The following is a 16192-nucleotide window of genomic DNA, read 5'->3' as shown; positions in this document are numbered from 1 at the left end:
GGCGGCGCGGGTGCACGCAATACAATTCCCCGTCACGTGCACATCCGCTCGGCAGACAGGTAGGTCGCCCGCATCATGATCCTGGCCCCCCAAGTCCGGGGGATCGTGGCCAAGCGCCGCATCCTGCGGACACTCGTGGTCCGCGACCTGCGCGTCCGGTACGCCGGGTCGGCCCTCGGCTACCTCTGGACCATCATCGACCCGCTGGCGATGGCGGCGATCTACTTCGTCGTCTTCACGGTGATCTTCAAGTCCCGGCACATCGGCTACCAGCCGTACGTGCTGTTCCTGATCATCGGGCTGCTCGCCTGGCAGTGGTTCTCCAACTCGCTCACCGACACCTCCCGGGCGCTGCTGGCCGAGTCGCGGCTGGTGCGCTCGACCAACCTGCCGCGCGAGCTGTGGGTCGTGCGGGTGGTCATCGCCAAGATGATCGAGTTCCTGCTGTCGGTGCCGGTGCTGGCCGGGTTCACGATCTTCTACCTGTTCAAGGGCCAGGCGCACCTGAACTTCCGGCTGGTCTACATCCCGCTCGGGCTGTTCCTGCAGTTCGTCCTGCTCGTCGGCATCGGCCTGCTCCTCGCGCCGATCACGACGCTGGTCACCGACACCGCCCGCGTCGTGCGGATCCTGCTGCGCATGGGCTTCTACTCGACGCCGATCATCTACGGGGTGCACGCGGCGCCCAAGGGCATCCGGGACGTCCTGCTGTTCAACCCCATGACCGGCATCCTCGAGTGCTACCGGGCCGGCTTCTTCCATGCCGACCTCAACCACAAGTCGGTGGTGTTCTCCGCCGTGATCTCGTTCCTCGTGCTCATCGCGGGCACGCTCGTCTTCGAGCGGCTCGAGCCGAGCGTGCTCAAGGAGATCTGATGGCCAAGCCCGTGATCGAGACCGAGAACCTCGGGATCGAGTTCTTCCGCAACCGCCGGCGCAAGATGTCGCTGCGCGAGATGCTCTTCAAGGGCGGCAGCTCCCACGACAAGGAGAAGTTCGCCGCCCTGCAGGACGTCAGCTTCAAGGTCATGCCGGGCGAGGCCGTCGGCCTCATCGGCGGCAACGGCAGCGGCAAGTCGACGCTGCTCAAGATGATCGCCGGCGTGCTGCTGCCCGACCAGGGCAAGGTGCGCGTGCGCGGGGGAGTGGCCCCGCTCATCGAGCTCACCGGCGGTTTCGTGGGCGAGCTGTCGGCCCGGGAGAACGTCTACCTCGCCGGCGAGCTGCACGGCCTCACCAAGCGCCAGATCGACGAGCGCTTCGACGAGGTGGTCGACTTCGCCGGCCAGCAGGTCAAGGACGCGCTCGACACGCCGTTCCGGCACTTCTCCTCCGGCATGCAGGTGCGGCTCGGCTTCGCGGTGATCACCACCCTCGACGAGCCGATCGTGCTCGTCGACGAGGTGCTCGCCGTCGGCGACCGTGCGTTCCGCGAGCAGTGCTACGTCCGGATGGAGCAGATGCTCAGCGGCGGCAAGACGCTCTTCCTGGTCTCGCACAGCGAGTCCGACCTGCAGCGCTTCGCCGAGCGCGGCCTCTACCTCAAGCAGGGCCGGCTCGTCGGCGACGGACCCGTCCAGGAGGTCATCGACCAGTACAACGCCGACGTGGACTCCGGGAAGTGAGCCTGACCGCGACGCCGTTCGTGGGGACGGCGTCGGCCCGTGCCGTGCACGGGTACTCGGCAGGTGCGACCGCCGTGCTCGTCCCCGGGCCGGTCGCCGGCCCGCGGGACGGCGAGCCTCCGGGCCCGCCGGCAGCCGTCGGCGCGCAGGACGTCGCCGAGGCCCTCGTCGAGCTGGGGCTGGTGCCGCACGTGCTGCCGGGCGTGGTCCCCGCAGCAACGCTGACCTCCCTGGCCGAGCAGGCCGAGGCGCTCGTGGAGGCCTCTGCCCGGCAGCCGCTGGCCGTCGTCTCGGCGGACCTGCGTGTGTCGGCGGTGGCCCTGCTCGACCTGTTCGACCGTCCGCGCGCCCGCACGTCGGTGGCGACGCTCGAGCCCGACGTCGTCCCCGGCGACCCCCGGGGCTTCACGACGGTCCGGGTCGAGCGCGACCAGGGGCTCGTCCACTCCGCCGGCTCAGCCCGCCACGTCGTGACCGCGCCCACCGGCCTCGCCGCCGGCGCCCTCCTCGTCGCTCCCGGCGACCTCGCCGCAGCCGCCCGGGTGTGGCGGGACGCAGCGGCGTGCAGGGTGTCCGCGGACACCGCCGTCGACGCGTTCGACCTCGCCCTCGTCGCGCTCGTGCGCGGTGGGGTCGACGTGGCCGCCCTCCCCATGGGGCCCTTCCTCGTCGGGCGCGGTCCGAGCGCCGCCGTCGGTGCGGCCGGCTCCCCGTGGCAGCAGCGGCTGCGCGGCGCCTCGCGCGGCGGTGACGGCTTCTTCTCCACCTTCGCCGTGCGGCCCCTGTCGCGACGGCTGACCGGCTTCGGCCTGGCCCACGGCTGGACCCCCAACGTCGTCACCGTGACCAGCCTGCTCATGGGGGTCCTCGCCGCCGCGCTCGCGGCCGTCGACACGCGCCCCACGTGGGCCCTGGCCGCCGTGCTGCTGCTGCTCGCGCTCGTCGTCGACTGCGTCGACGGCGAGATCGCCCGGTTCACGCGCCGGTTCAGCGCGCTCGGCGCCTGGCTCGACGCGGTGGGGGACCGCGTCAAGGAGTACGCCCTGCTCGCCGCCGTGGCGTGGGTGTCGGTACGCCGCGGCGAGCCGCTCTGGCTGCTCGCCTGTGTGGCCCTGGCGCTGGTCACCGTGCGCCACCTGGAGGACTACGCGTATGCCGACCGGGGCCGCGGGTCACGCGCCGGCATCCACCCGGACCGGCTGGGACTCGACGAGGAGCGCGACCTGGGGCCGCAGGGCGCCCGGGTCGACCTCCCCGCCCCGCAGACGCGGCGCCAGCGCTCGGTCCACTGGGCCAAGAAGGTCGTGCACATGCCCATCGCGGAGCGCTACCTGCTCCTCGCGCTGGGCCTGCTCACCTTCAGCACGCACGTCGTGCTCTGGGCCCTCACCGTGGCCGTGGCCGTCGCCCTCGCGTGGACCGCGGGGGGACGCACCGTCAAGGCACTCCTCGGCACCGACGGCTTCCGTCGCGACGAGCGCCTGTCGGCCGGTGACTCCGGACACCTCGACCACCAGCTCGACCTCGGCCCCCTCGCCCGGGCCTGCGGCCGGCTGGTGGCCCTGCCCTTCCCGGCCGCGGTGGCGGGCGTCGCGCTCGTCGTCGTCGCGGCGGCCACCGCCCTCGTCGCCGGGTCCGTGGGCTGGCTGCCCGTCGTGCTGGTCGTCGCCGGTGTCGTGCTCGTAGGGGCCGGCTGTCGGCCGCCGCTGCAGCACCCCCTGGGCTGGCAGGCCTCCGCGCTGCTGTGGGGTGCCGAGGCGGTCCTCGTCCTCGCGGTCGCCGCCCCGCTGGCCGGCGCCTCGCAGTGGTGCGCATACGCCTACCTCGCTGCCGTCGCCTGGCACCGCTACGACGTGGTCTACCGACTGCGCGACACCGGTGAGCCCGCAGCGGCCTGGGTCACCACGGTGACCCTCGGCGTCGACGGACGCCTGGTCGCGCTGGCGGTCCTCGCCGCCCTGGACGCGCCCATGGCGCCGGTGCTGGCCTGGGCCGCGCTCGCGCTCATCGTCGTCTACGGCGCCGAGTCCGGCCGCGGCTGGCGCGAGTGGCTGCGCGCGCAGTCCGCCCGTGAGGCCTCCCGCACCGACGGCGCGGAGGTGGCGGCATGAGCGCGCCGGCGCACGACCCCACCGAGGACCGCCCGAGCCTGGCCGAGCTGCGCGCGGTCGCGCAGCCGCCGGAGCACATCGCGCGGTACAACTCCGAGCACTGGGCGGGCGCGCTCTACATCCGGCACGTGTCGATCCACGCGACCCGCGCCCTGCTGCCCACCGGCATCACCCCCAACGGCGTGACCTGGCTGATGGTCGCGGTCGGCGTGCTGGGGGCGTCCGCGCTGCCGCTGCCCGGGCTCGTGGGGCCGCTGCTGTGCGTGCTCGCGATGCAGCTGCAGATCCTGCTCGACTGCAGCGACGGCGAGGTCGCCCGGTGGCGCCAGCGGTTCTCGCCCGCGGGCATCTACCTCGACCGGGTCGGGCACTACCTGACCGAGGCGGCGATCCCCGCGTTCCTCGGCCTGCGGGCCGACGGGTGGACGCTCGCCCACCCCGGGCGCGTCGGCGGCTGGACCGTGCTGGGGCTGCTCGTCGCCGTCGTCGTGCTCCTGAACAAGGCCTTCACCGACCTCGTGCACGTGGCCCGCGCCAAGACCGGCCGCCCCCCGCTGGAGGACGTGGCCGACACGGCGCGCTCGCGGGTGTCGGGGCTGGCGGCGGTCCGCCGGGCGGTCGGCTACCTGCCCTTCTTCCGCGCCTTCGTCGCCATCGAGGCCTCCCTCCTCGCGCTCCTGGCCGGCGTCGTCGACGTCGCGCACGGCGACCTCCTGGGCACCCAGGTCCTCGTGGTCGTCCTCGTGCCGCTCGCGGTCGTCACGGCCGGGGGGCACCTGCTCGGCGTCCTCACGAGCTCGAGGCTGCGATGAGGGTCGTGCAGTGGGCCCAGGAGCACGGTGAGGTCGGGGGCGTGATGAACGCCCACAGCGAGCTCACCCGCCTGCTGCGCGGGGAGGGCCACGAGGTCCGCTACGTCGACACCGGGTCCGCGAGGCGCGCACTGGCTGCTGCGCCCGGGCTGTGGCGGCGGAGCCTGCACGTCTTCCACATCACGCGGCTGTGGCGGGCCGTCGTCATGGCGCCCCTCTTCGCGGTGCTCCCCGGCCACAGCATCCTGGTGCTGCACTCGGGCTCCACGCACCTGCAGCTGCAGCGCCAGTCCGCCCTGCTGCGAGCGGTGACCCGCCTGTCCCTCCGGGCGTACGACGAGGTCTGGGCGGTCAGCGGCCAGATCCGCGAGGCGCTGCCGCCCGGGCTGCGGGACCGCGTGTCCGTCGTCCGGTTTCCGGTGGTCGTCGGCCCGGCCGCCGCGTCCGCCGAGGACGCCGGCGCGACCGGCCCCGCACCTGCCGCCAGCCGCGACCCGCACGCCGTCTCCGTGGCCACGAACGCCGGCCAGTGGTACTACCACGCCGACCTCGCGGTCGAGGCCGTGCAGCAGGTGCGGCAGGAGTGGCCCGACGCGACGCTGCGGATCCTCGCCTACGGCGACGACGGGGCCGACATGGCACGGCTGCGCGAGCTCGTCGGCGGCCTGCCGTGGGTGACCCTGTCCTTCGACGCCGGTCCGCAGGAGGTGGCGTCGGTGCTCGAGCGGTCGGGCGTCTTCCTGCGCCCGACGGCCTGGGACGGCGACTCGCTCATCGTCCGGGAGGCCCAGGGGGCCGGCGCCCGGGTCGTGGCCAGCGACACCTGCCCGCGCGCGGCGGGCGTCGAGCTGAGCGCCCTCACCGCCCCCGCCCTCGCCGAGGCGATCCTGCGCGGAGGCGAGGTCAGCGACGGTGCCGGTCTCGCGGAGACCACGATGGAGCAAGCGGCCCTGCGGGCCGTCGCCGCGCTCGGCGACCGCCGCCGCTGACGGGCCCGCCGCCGGTGGCCGCCGTCCCCGGACGGTAGCCTTCGCCAATCGTCCGCGACCCCGCAGCGGACGCGCCGGCACCGCCGGCCACCCGGCATACGAGGAGCACCTGGTGAGCAGTCGCACCGTCATCACGTTCGGCACGTTCGACGTGCTGCACGTCGGGCACGTCCGCGTGCTCAAGCGGGCCGCGGAGTTCGGCGACCGGCTCGTGGTGGGCATCTCCTCCGACGAGCTCAACATGGCCAAGAAGGGCCGTGCGCCGGTCTTCGACCAGGACGAGCGGCTCGAGATCGTCAGCTCGCTCGCGGTCGTCGACGAGGTGTTCGTCGAGGAGTCGCTGGAGAAGAAGCGGGACTACATCGTCGAACACGGTGCCGACGTCCTCGTCATGGGCGACGACTGGACCGGCAAGTTCGACTGGGTGTCCGACGTGTGCGAGGTGGTCTACCTGCCCCGCACGCCGTCAGTCTCCACCACCGGGCTCATCGAGCACATCGCCAAGATCGCCCCCTGAGGCGGACGGCGGCCGGGTCATGGCCGCCTCGTCGAGCGCGAGCCGGCGGGCCAGCTTGGTGTAGCGGGTCTCGAGCTCGCGGAATCGCAGGTAGGTCGTCACCGTGAACGACAGGAACGCCACCACCAGGGCGTAGAGCACCATGTCGGTGCCCCGGCCGACCCCCACGACGTGGGCGATGCGGTTCCACACCTCGGGGAAGAGGATCGACACCACGGCGAACGCGGCGAACAGCACCAGGCCGAGCCGCCGGATCGCCTGGGCGCGGGCGCCGCGCGAGCGGAACAGCCGTGCCACGACGACGATGACGACGGCGATCAGGAGGATCTGGATCAGCACGAGCTTCATCGCAGCATCAGCTCCACGAGGATGTTGACGGCGTTCCACAGGGACTGGCCCTTGGAGCGCGAGTAGTCGGTGTACAGCACGTGCACGGGGCTCTCGCCGTAGCGGACGTCGAGGGCGCCGATCTGCGCGACCAGCTCGGACGCGTGGGCCATGCGGTTCTGGGTGATGTTGACGCGGGACACCACGTCGCGGGAGATGACCCGCAGCCCGTTGTGCGCGTCGGTGAGCTTCGTGCTCGTCGTGAGGTTGGTGTAGGCGACGGCAGCGCGCAGGACCAGCTTCTTCAGCACGCCGGCCTCGGTCCGGTCGTCGAGGAACCTCGAGCCGAAGACGACGTCGAGCTGCTCGGTACGCGCCTTGTCGAGCATGGCGACGACGTCCTGCACCTGGTGCTGCCCGTCGGCGTCGAACGTCACCACCCAGCGCATGCCGGGCACGGCGAGGGCGTACTCGAACCCGGTCTGCAGGGCCGCGCCCTGGCCCAGGTTGACCGGGTGGCGCACGACGACGGCCCCGGCCCGCTCCGCCTCCTGGGCGCTGTCGTCGCCGGAGCCGTCGTCGACGCACACCACGTTCGGGAAGACCGCCCGCGCCTGGCGGACGACCTCACCGATCACGGCGGCCTCGTTGTACAGCGGGACGACCAGCCACACTTCCTCGTTCATCGGGGGGAAGCCTAGTGAGGTGCAGGGCCGGTCCGGGACGCGCCGTGCTGGCAGCGCGGGGACACCGTGCCAATCCATCACAATTCGGCCACGGGTCGGGATGACGGTTGGGACGCATGTGACTGCTGTGTGACTCTGGACGGGCTGCCTGCCTGCCGAGACCACCGTCTGGACCTCTCCATGAGACTGCCGCTGCGCCTGCGTGCCCTGTCCGTCACGACCCTCACGACCAGCCTCGTCCTCACCGGGGCCGTGCTGAGCACCCGGCCGCCGTCGGCCCAGGCGGTGCCGCACCCGGTGGCGAGCCAGGACCGCCAGGTGGGCCTCGCGCCGATGAGCGCAGCGGGGGTCCGCGACGCCGCGGGCACCCCGCAGGTCGACGACCAGGGACACCGGACCCGCCGGTCCACCGCCCCCAGGGCAGGGCTCGAGACGGCCGCCCAGCCGACTCGCGGCCGGCTGCACGTCGTCGGCGTCACCTGGCCCGAGGGCTCCGTGCGCCCAGGGGACCAGGTGGAGTACCGCGTCCAGGACCACGGTCGCTGGGGCCAGTGGACGACCATGGTGAGCGATGCCGACCACGGCCCCGACCCGGACACCGCCGAGGGGCGCCGCCAGCGCGGCGGCACCGACCCGTACGTCGTGACCTCGGACGCCGTGCAGGTGCGCGTGCTCACCGGCGCCACCCGCGCACCCCGGGACGTGCGCCTCGACGTCATCGATCCTTCGACGTCGGCCGCGGACCAGCCCCCGTCCACCGGTGGGGCCGCGCAGGCTGCCGGCACCCGGCCCACGATCTACACCCGGGCCCAGTGGGGCGCCGACGAGAGCAAGCGGACCGGCGTGCCCGAGTACGGCACGATCAAGGCCGGCTTCGTCCACCACACGGTCAACGCCAACAACTACACCGCGGCCCAGGTGCCGGCGATCATCCGCGGCATCTACGCCTTCCACACCGGCTCCCGGGGCTGGAGCGACATCGGCTACAACTTCCTCATCGACCGCTTCGGCCGCACGTGGGAGGGCCGGGCCGGGGGAGTCGACCTGCCGGTCATCGGCGCGCACACCGGCGGGTACAACTCCCAGCTGTTCGGCGCGGCCGCCATCGGCACCTTCAACACCGCGACGCCGTCCTCGGCCATGATGGCCGCGTTCAACCGGCTCTTCGCCTGGAAGCTCAGCCTCGCCCACGTGAACCCGGCGGCCACGGTGACCCTCACCGGCATGAGCCGCGCGATCTCCACGGTCTCGGGGCACCGCGACGCCGACGGCGCCCCCAACGACACCGAGTGCCCGGGCAACGCCCTCTACGCCCGGCTGGGGTCGATCCGCACCGCGGGGGTCTCCCTCATGGGCGCCGCGTTCTTCAACCCGCGGATCGACGTCACGCAGTGGAGCTACGGCCAACCCGTCACCACGACCGTGCGCGCCACCCCGAACCGCAGCATGACCTGGACCCTGCAGGTGCGCAGCGTGTGCCGGACCGACGTCCTGGCCACGGCCCGCGGCTCGGCCACCACGGCCGGCCTGAGCGCCTCGTGGGACGGCAGGCTCGCCGGCGGCGCGTTCGCCCCACCCGGCGACTACGACGTCAGCGTCTCGGCGAGCGCCGGCACCGGCACCATCAACTCGGTGCCGCCCTACACGGCCCGGGTGCGCGTGCTCGCGACGCCGGGGTCGCCTCCCGGCTACTGCCCGCCGCGCATCGGCGGCTCCGACCGGTACGAGACTGCGGTGCTCGTGGCCCGCGCGGCCAACCCGACGAGCCGCAGCGTCGTCCTCGCGAGCGGCGACGACGCGAGCATGGCCGACGCCCTCGTGTCGGCGCCCCTCGCGTCCGCCAAGGGTGCGGCGATGCTCCTCACCGCCCAGGGCTCGCTGCCCTCGGTCGTCTCCTCCGACCTCCGCCGCCGGGGCGCCACGACGGCATACATCGTCGGCGGGACCGGGGTCATCTCGACCACGGTCGAGACGCAGCTGCGATCGCTGGGCGTCACCACCATCGACCGGGTGGCGGGGCGCAACCGCTTCGACACCGCGGCGGGCGTCGCGTCGCGGATCGGCCCCAGCCCCGACGTGCTCGTGGCGTCGGGGAACCAGCCGTCGATGGCCGACGGGCTCGTGCTCTCCGGCCCCGGAGCCGCGCTGAAGCGTCCCGTCCTGCTCGTGTCGGCCACGACGGTCCCCGCCGAGACCCGGTGGGCGCTCACCCGCGTGGGCGCCAAGCGCTCGGTCGTAGCCGGTGGGTCGGGCGTGGTCCCCGACTCGGTCCTGCGGGCGCTGCCCGGACCGCGCCGCGTCGCCGGCGCCGACCGGTATGCCACGGGCACCGCCGTCGCGTCGTGGGCCCGGGGGCTCGTCCCCGCATCCTCCGTCCTGCTGTCCTCGGGCCAGCCGGCCGCACTGGTCGACACGCTGTCCGGCGGCCAGTTCGGCCGGATCACGCTGTACGCCATGGCGACGACCATGCCCTCGACGACGGCTGCCTGGCTCGACGCGGCCCCCGACCTCACCTCGGTCACCGTGCTCGGCGGCACCGGAGTGCTGAACGACCTCGTGGCGGGTCGCGCCCAGCGCGCGGTCCTGCAGTGAGACCCTGACCTCCGCACCCGGCTCCCGCCGGTCCCCGAAAGGAAGTACTGCCGTGCGACGAACCTCCGTCGTCCCGCCACGCCCCCGGCGTCGTGGCGGCTCCACCCGGCGCGCCCTGCGCTCGGGCCTGGTCGCCGCCGTGGCCGTCGGGCTGGTCGGGATCGCGGTCCCGTCCGGTGCCTTCGCCGCCGGTGGGACCCCTGGTCCCGAGTGGGGCGCCGACCAGGCCCGCCCGGTCGGTCCCCCCGGCGGGGCCTCGGCCGTCCCCGACGGCACCGGCCAGGCCGTGCCGCGGGGCACGACCAGCCTGTCGCCGATGACGTCGTCGCGGACCGCGACCGACAGCACCACCACGGCAACGGCCAGCGCCGCCGCGACCCCCGGGTGGGTGCTGCACGGCGCCGGCTGGGGCCACGGCATCGGCATGAGCCAGTACGGCGCCTACGAGATGGCCAAGGACGGCTACAAGGCCGCGCAGATCCTGAACCACTACTACACCGGCACGTCCTACTCCGCGGTCCCCGACGACATGTGGGTCAACGTCAACATCGTCTACGGCGCCACCAACGCCAGCGCGACGACCAGTCCCGTCACGTCCGGGAACGGAGGAGGCGGGTTCACCCTGACCCTCGGGGGCGGGACGATGACGTCGGCCACTCCCACCACCGTCGCCTTCTCGGTGGCGGGCGGTGTCGTCAAGGCGACCTGCTCGACCTGCGCGGTGACCTCCCTGACCGGTGCGCAGGCGGTCCTCAACTGGGACCACGCGCCGTACACGGGCGACAAGACCCTCGTGAAGATCGGCGGCGGGCAGTACCGCGACGGCGCCCTCATCATCACCCCGAAGTCGTCGACGACGATGAACGTGGTGAACCAGGTGATCGTGCACGACGAGTACCTCGACTACATCGCCGAGAGCCCGTGGTCCTGGAACGTGGAGGCCCTCAAGGCGCAGGCCGCGGCGGCTCGTGGATACGTCCTGGCCAAGTACAACCGGCTCGGCGGCAAGGTGCAGTCGTCCTGCAACTGCCACGTCTTCGACACCACGATGGACCAGGTGTACGGCGGGTACTCGACCGTCCTGAGCAACGGCAACGCCCCGTACTGGCAGAACTGGAAGAACGCCGTCCGCGCCAGCGGCTCGACCACGACCGGCTACGTCGCCACGTACGGCGGCAGCATCATCCAGGCCTTCTTCTCCTCCTCGTCCGGCGGTCGCACCGAGAACAACGAGGACGTCTGGGGCGGGACACCGCTGCCCTACCTGCGCGGCGTGTCCGACCCGTGGAGCCTGCGTCCCTCGAACCCGCTCCGGGCGTGGAAGCAGACCACGAACGGCTCCTCCATGGCCGCTGCCTTCGGGCTGCCGGACGTCCAGCGGCTCGACCTGCGCGACCGGACCGTCAACGGCGGCGTCCACACCGCCGTGGCCACCTCGAGCACGGGCCAGACCAGCACGATCACCGGCGACCGCATGCGCGGCATCGCAGCAAGCGGCTCGGCGTACTCCAGTGCGCTCAACTCCACGATGATCCGTCACCTCACCGGGCGGCTCGCCGGCTCGGACCGGTACGCCTCCGCGACCGCGGTCGCCTCGCGGGTGCCCCTCTCGGCCCCGGCCGTCGTCATCGCCGGTGGGGACACCACCCTCTCCGACGCCTCCGTCTCCGGCCCGCTGGCCACGACGGTCGGCGGCCCGCTGCTGCTCACCCAGCAGGGGCAGCTGCCCGCAGCCACCGTCGCCGAGCTGAACCGGCGCGGCTCGGCCGTCAAGACGGCATACATCGTCGGTGGGACGGGCGTCGTCTCCTCGGCCGTGGAGACCCAGCTGCGCAACCGCGGGCTGGCCGTCACACGCCTCGGTGGCCGCGACCGGTACGAGACCTCGGCCCTGGTGGCCAAGGCGATCCGCGCCAAGCGGTCGACGCCGACCGTGGTCGTCGCTGGCGGCGACGGCCTCGTCGACGCCCTCGGTGCCTCAGGCCCGGCCTCCGCGCTCAAGGAGCCGATCCTGCTCACCCAGGCGAACACCCTCACCCCGTCGACGAGCGCGGCCATCACCGCGATCGGGGCCACGCAGTCCCGGATCGTCGGCGGCACGGCGGTCGTCTCCTCGACGGTGCAGAGCCAGCTGGCGGCCATGGGGGTCAAGCCGATCCGGCTCGCCGGCGCGGACCGCTACGGCTCCTCGGCCGCGGTGGCGTCGTTCTACCGGCCGTACATGCCGACGCGGTCCGAGGTCGTGCTGACGTCCGGCGCCGACACGTCCCTCGTGGACTCGCTGGTGGCAGGGACGCTGCAGCGGCTCATCGTGCTCACGGCGAAGTACTCGCTGGTGGAGGCGGCGGCGCAGACGCTGGAGACGACCCCGGCCCTCGAGACGGTCACCGCCGTCGGCGGCACCGGATCGCTCGCCGCGTCGGCCCTCACGGCGGCAGCCAACAGCTGACCCGACGACGAAGGGGCCCGGACGCAGCGTCCGGGCCCCTTCGTCGTCGGGTCAGCACCGGCCGGGCCGGGTCACCGCTGGAGTGGGCTACTGCGTGAGGTCCGTCCTACTGCGTGAGGTCCACGGCGAACGTGGGCTCGGTCCGCTCGCGCACCTCGTCCTCGGTGACCCCCTCGGCGAGCTCGCGCAGGACGAGGCCGTCGTCGGTGACGTCGAAGACGCACAGGTCGGTGATGATCCGCTGGACGACGCCGCGGCCGGTGTAGGGCAGCGAGCACTCGTCGACGATCTTGTACGAGCCGTCCTTGGCGTTGTGCTCCATCAGGACGATGACCTTCTTGGCGCCGTGGACCAGGTCCATCGCGCCGCCCATGCCCTTGACCATCTTGCCGGGGATCATCCAGTTGGCGATGTCGCCCTTGGCGGACACCTGCATGGCGCCGAGGATGGCCGCGTCGACCTTGCCACCGCGGATCATCCCGAAGGACGTGGCGGAGTCGAAGAACGAGGACCCGCGCCGCAGGGTGACGGTCTCCTTGCCGGCGTTGATGAGGTCGGGGTCCTCCTCCCCCTCCACCGGGTAGGCGCCGACGCCGAGGATGCCGTTCTCGGACTGCAGGACGATCTCGACGTCGTCGGGGACGTAGTTCGGCACGAGGGTCGGCAGGCCGATGCCGAGGTTGACGTACGAGCCGTCGGACAGCTCGCGGGCGGCGCGGGCCGCCATCTGCTCACGGGTGAGTGCCATGTCAGGCCTCCTGCTTGGGTCGGACGGTGCGGCGCTCGATCCGCTTCTCGGCGGCCTGCTCCGGGGTCAGCGGCAGCACGCGGTGCACGTAGATGCCGGGCAGGTGGATCGTGTCGGGGTCCAGCTCGCCGGGCTCGACGAGCTCCTCGACCTCGGCGACCGTGACCCGGCCGGCCATCGCGGCGAGGGGGTTGAAGTTGCGGGCGGACTTGTTGAAGACGAGGTTGCCGTGCCGGTCGCCCTTCCACGCGCGGACCAGGCCGAAGTCGGCGACGATCGCGTGCTCGAGGACGAACTCCTTGTCCTCGCCGTCGACCGTGAAGACCTTGGTCTCCTTGCGCGGCGACTGCGTGACGACGTTGCCCTCGGCGTCGTACTTCCACGGCAGGCCGCCCTCGGCGACCTGGGTGCCGGCACCGGTCACGGTGTAGAACGCCGGGATGCCGGAGCCGCCGGCCCGCAGCCGCTCGGCCAGGGTGCCCTGGGGCGTGAGCTCGACCTCGAGCTCGCCGTGGAGGTACTGGCGCTCGAACTCCTTGTTCTCCCCGACGTAGGAGGAGACCATCCGGCGGATCCGCTTGTCCTTGAGCAGGATCCCGAGCCCCCAGTCGTCGACGCCACAGTTGTTGCTGATCGCCTCGAGGTCGCTCACCCCCGCATCGTGGATCGCCGCGATGAGCACGCTCGGGATGCCGCAGAGCCCGAAACCGCCCACCGACAGGGAGGAGCCGTCGACGATCCCGTCGATGGCCTCGGCAGCAGTGGAGACGACTTTGTCCATGGCGTGGACTCTAGTGGGCCGGTGCGGGGCGTCCTGCGTGGCGCCTCCCCACCGTCCGGCCGGAAGCGCGTGGCCCGGCCACACCCCGCAGCAGCGACCGGTCGAGCGCCGGGCTGCATCGTCCGAACGGCTGATGAAAGGAGGAGTTCCACGTCTGTAGTTCGCACGACGGGCTTGTGACGGCTGTGAACTGCTGGGACAAATGTCTGGCCCGGTTGCACGACACAACCGGGTGCCCCCGTCAGACCCGCCGCACCATCCCTGCGGCACGAGCCTCCCGGAGCGTCAGCCAGTGCGAGCGTCCTACGCGGTCCGCGCCATCGGTGCGGTCACCATCCCCGCCGTCACCCTCCCGCTCGCCGCGGCGTCGGTGAGCGCGTCGGTGCTGCCGGCTGCGACCGTGACGATCCCGCCGCCCCCGAGCAAGGCCCTCCCGTCGGCCCTCGACATCGCCGAGCCGTACGTCGGCCAGACCACCTGCGACCCGACCGCGAAGCCCTACGTCGTGAAGTTCGGCGACCTGCTCAAGAGCCACTACGCCTCGGTGACCACCACCTCGTACGGCATCGGCCGCAACTGCAACAGCGGGGTCACCGAGCACTCCGAGGGCCGCGCGCTCGACTGGATGCTCAGCGTCAACAACCCCACCCAGAAGGCCGTGGCCGACTCGGTGACCCAGTGGCTGTCCGCGCCGGACGCCCAGGGCCGTCCCGGGGCCATGGCCCGCCGCTTCGGGATCATGTACATCATCTGGAACCGCAAGATGTGGCGCGCCTACGACCCGGGCCGCGGCTGGGCGCCCTACACCGGCTCCGCCCCGCACACCGACCACATCCACTTCTCGTTCTCCTGGGACGGCGCCTACGGCCGTACCTCCTGGTGGACCGGCAAGGCGCTCACCGTCGCCGGCACCCGCAGCGGCACGCCCCTGTCGACGACGCCGACCACGCCGCCCCCGACGACGGGGCAGGGGACGGTCTACGGCGTCCTGTCCCAGGGCGCGACCGGGCCCGACGTCGCCCTCGCCCAGAAGGCGCTCAAGGTCACCGCCGACGGGGTCTTCGGGCCCAAGACCCTGGCCGCCCTCACCGCCTGGCAGAAGGCGCAGAAGCTCCCCGTCACCGGCGTCCTGGACGCGGCCACGTGGACGCGGATGATCGCCCTCAAGCTGGTGCCCGCCCGCCCGGTCGCGAGCAGCCCGGTCCCGCCCTCCACCGAGGGGTCGCCCGCCACCGGCGGGACCACCCCACCCGTCACCGGCGGGGCGACCTCCTCGCCGAGCAGCACCCGGGTACCCCTGATGCGGACGGTCGTGAACCCGTCGGCCGCGACGGCATACACCCCCTACCTCGGCACCGTGCTCCGGTCCGGCTCGCGCGGCGAGGCGGTCAAGGCGCTGCAGCGGGCGCTCGGCGGCCTCGCGGTGGACGGGGACTACGGGGCTCGCACGGCCAGCGCCGTCTCGACCTTCCAGAAGTCGGCCCGGCTCAAGGCCACCGGCGTCGCGGACCCGGCCGTCTGGACCGCGCTCGAGACGCGCGACTACCCGTTCAAGGCCTACTACGGCCGCGTCCTGCGGCTCGGCTCGACGGGGCCTGCGGTGACCGCCCTCCAGCGGGCGCTGCGGATCCCGGCCTCGGGGTCCTACGACCTGTCGGTGGTCTCCGCGGTCAAGGCGCTGCAGGGTCGCTCCAAGCTCGCGCGCACGGGGTCGGTCGGGACGCTGACCTGGCAGGCGCTCGAGGCCGAGCTGCGCTCCCGGTAGGACGCAGCCGGGAGTCGGCTAGGCGCCGGCGAGGTCGAGGGTGACGCCCTCGGACTCCAGTCGGGCGGCCCGCCCGGCGGCGCCCCCGGGTCCCCGTGACAGGACGACGGAGCCGTCGACCGCCCACGCGGCCAGCGCCACCTCGAGCAGCTCGGCGAGGTCGTCGCCGGCCACGTGCACGCGGACCTGCGCCGGCCAGTCGCGCCGGGGCACGACGTCCTCGTACGCCGTGGTGCCGGCGGCCGTCCGCACCGCCGGGTCCTGCTCCCCGGCCTCGTCCCAGGCCGCGAACTGGTCGCCGTAGGTCGACAGCTCCCTGGCCTCGTCCATGGCGTCGGCGGGTACGGGCTCCCCGGACTGCCGGGCGAGCGCCGCCAGGGTCACGAGGACGGCCGGGCCGTCCGCCGCCGCGGCTGCCTCCGCGTCGTCGGTGACGAGGAGGTCGACGGGCGTCGCACCCGCGTCGGCCGGTGAGCCGGCACCGGCCCCGGCCCCGAGGACCACGGTGGCGCCGACCGACCACGTGGCCAGGGCCCAGTAGAGGGAGCGCCAGTGCGCCGGCAGGTCGAGGCGCACGGTCGAGCCGACCCCGAGGTCCCACTCCTCCTGCAGCGCGTTGGCTGCCTTGCTCACCCAGTTGCCCAGCACCTTGGCGCTCAGCTCGATCCGCTCACCGGCGGTCGGGCCGGGGGTGTCGTCGTAGCAGGTGATGCGTGGGCGGCCGGGGTCCGTGCGGAGCATCGTGGCCAGGACGTCGGACGGGGTCGGCATGCTGCCACCCTAGGGGCGC

14 protein-coding genes are annotated in these 16192 nt (G+C 73.0%); 9 read left to right on the top strand and 5 right to left on the bottom strand.

Features of this window, described 5'->3' with window-relative positions; translation table 11 throughout:
• The first annotated feature begins 75 nt into the window (after nt 1-75).
• The 6 genes from J2X64_RS03270 (at nt 76) to J2X64_RS03245 (ending at nt 6054) form a co-directional block, all read left to right on the top strand.
• Nucleotides 76-876: an ABC transporter permease gene (locus J2X64_RS03270; RefSeq protein ID WP_310149538.1), complete on the top strand. Its 801-nt coding sequence runs from the start codon at nt 76-78 to the stop codon at nt 874-876.
• Nucleotides 876-1625 (top strand): ABC transporter ATP-binding protein, encoded by a 750-nt coding sequence (locus J2X64_RS03265; RefSeq protein ID WP_310149533.1) that lies wholly within the window; start codon nt 876-878, stop codon nt 1623-1625. The genes J2X64_RS03270 and J2X64_RS03265 overlap by 1 nt, the downstream gene beginning before the upstream one ends.
• The gene (locus J2X64_RS03260; protein WP_310149531.1) at nt 1622-3736 is read left to right on the top strand and encodes a DUF5941 domain-containing protein; all 2115 of its coding nucleotides are present in this window, start codon (nt 1622-1624) and stop codon (nt 3734-3736) included. The genes J2X64_RS03265 and J2X64_RS03260 overlap by 4 nt, the downstream gene beginning before the upstream one ends.
• Nucleotides 3733-4548 (top strand): CDP-alcohol phosphatidyltransferase family protein, encoded by an 816-nt coding sequence (locus tag J2X64_RS03255; protein WP_310149528.1) that lies wholly within the window; start codon nt 3733-3735, stop codon nt 4546-4548. Before J2X64_RS03260 ends, J2X64_RS03255 begins: the two co-directional genes overlap by 4 nt.
• Nucleotides 4545-5537 carry a glycosyltransferase gene (locus J2X64_RS03250; RefSeq protein WP_310149526.1) on the top strand — a complete coding sequence of 331 codons (993 nt, stop codon included), beginning with the start codon at nt 4545-4547 and terminating at the stop codon, nt 5535-5537. Before J2X64_RS03255 ends, J2X64_RS03250 begins: the two co-directional genes overlap by 4 nt.
• Before the next feature lie 112 nt (nt 5538-5649).
• The gene (locus J2X64_RS03245) at nt 5650-6054 is read left to right on the top strand and encodes an adenylyltransferase/cytidyltransferase family protein (protein ID WP_310149523.1); all 405 of its coding nucleotides are present in this window, start codon (nt 5650-5652) and stop codon (nt 6052-6054) included.
• Here J2X64_RS03245 and J2X64_RS03240 read toward each other — a convergent pair.
• Together J2X64_RS03240 and J2X64_RS03235 are read right to left on the bottom strand one after the other, a co-directional pair.
• On the bottom strand, nt 6004-6402 hold the full coding sequence (locus J2X64_RS03240; RefSeq protein ID WP_310149520.1) for a DUF2304 domain-containing protein: 399 nt from the start codon (nt 6400-6402) through the stop codon (nt 6004-6006). The two genes, J2X64_RS03245 and J2X64_RS03240, sit on opposite strands and share 51 nt — an antisense overlap.
• A complete protein-coding gene (locus J2X64_RS03235; protein WP_310149517.1) occupies nt 6399-7067 on the bottom strand; it encodes a glycosyltransferase family 2 protein in 669 nt (222 codons plus the stop codon). Before J2X64_RS03235 ends, J2X64_RS03240 begins: the two co-directional genes overlap by 4 nt.
• A 180-nt stretch (nt 7068-7247) precedes the next feature.
• Here J2X64_RS03235 and J2X64_RS03230 point away from each other — a divergent pair, with 180 nt between their 5' ends.
• Together J2X64_RS03230 and J2X64_RS03225 are read left to right on the top strand one after the other, a co-directional pair.
• Nucleotides 7248-9659 (top strand): cell wall-binding repeat-containing protein, encoded by a 2412-nt coding sequence (locus J2X64_RS03230; RefSeq protein ID WP_310149514.1) that lies wholly within the window; start codon nt 7248-7250, stop codon nt 9657-9659.
• A gap of 52 nt (nt 9660-9711) precedes the next feature.
• Nucleotides 9712-12108 carry a cell wall-binding repeat-containing protein gene (locus tag J2X64_RS03225; protein ID WP_310149511.1) on the top strand — a complete coding sequence of 799 codons (2397 nt, stop codon included), beginning with the start codon at nt 9712-9714 and terminating at the stop codon, nt 12106-12108.
• A gap of 106 nt (nt 12109-12214) precedes the next feature.
• Here the strand turns inward: J2X64_RS03225 and J2X64_RS03220 are convergent, their stop codons facing one another.
• Nucleotides 12215-12856: a CoA transferase subunit B gene (locus J2X64_RS03220; protein ID WP_310149508.1), complete on the bottom strand. Its 642-nt coding sequence runs from the start codon at nt 12854-12856 to the stop codon at nt 12215-12217.
• 1 nt (nt 12857) lies between these two features.
• Nucleotides 12858-13637 carry a CoA transferase subunit A gene (locus tag J2X64_RS03215; protein WP_310149504.1) on the bottom strand — a complete coding sequence of 260 codons (780 nt, stop codon included), beginning with the start codon at nt 13635-13637 and terminating at the stop codon, nt 12858-12860.
• A 292-nt stretch (nt 13638-13929) separates the two neighbouring features.
• Here J2X64_RS03215 and J2X64_RS03210 point away from each other — a divergent pair, with 292 nt between their 5' ends.
• Nucleotides 13930-15402, top strand: coding sequence for a peptidoglycan-binding domain-containing protein (locus J2X64_RS03210; protein WP_310149503.1), 1473 nt, complete (start codon nt 13930-13932; stop codon nt 15400-15402).
• 18 nt (nt 15403-15420) lie between these two features.
• Here the strand turns inward: J2X64_RS03210 and J2X64_RS03205 are convergent, their stop codons facing one another.
• The gene (locus J2X64_RS03205; RefSeq protein ID WP_310149499.1) at nt 15421-16173 is read right to left on the bottom strand and encodes a TIGR03089 family protein; all 753 of its coding nucleotides are present in this window, start codon (nt 16171-16173) and stop codon (nt 15421-15423) included.
• Between the last annotated feature and the right edge of the window lie 19 nt (nt 16174-16192).

Origin of the sequence: Phycicoccus sp. 3266 (assembly GCF_031456495.1) — a bacterium.
Classification (GTDB): domain Bacteria; phylum Actinomycetota; class Actinomycetes; order Actinomycetales; family Dermatophilaceae; genus Pedococcus.
Note: the sequence above shows the minus strand (reverse complement) of the source record. Positions and strands in the feature narration are given on the sequence as shown.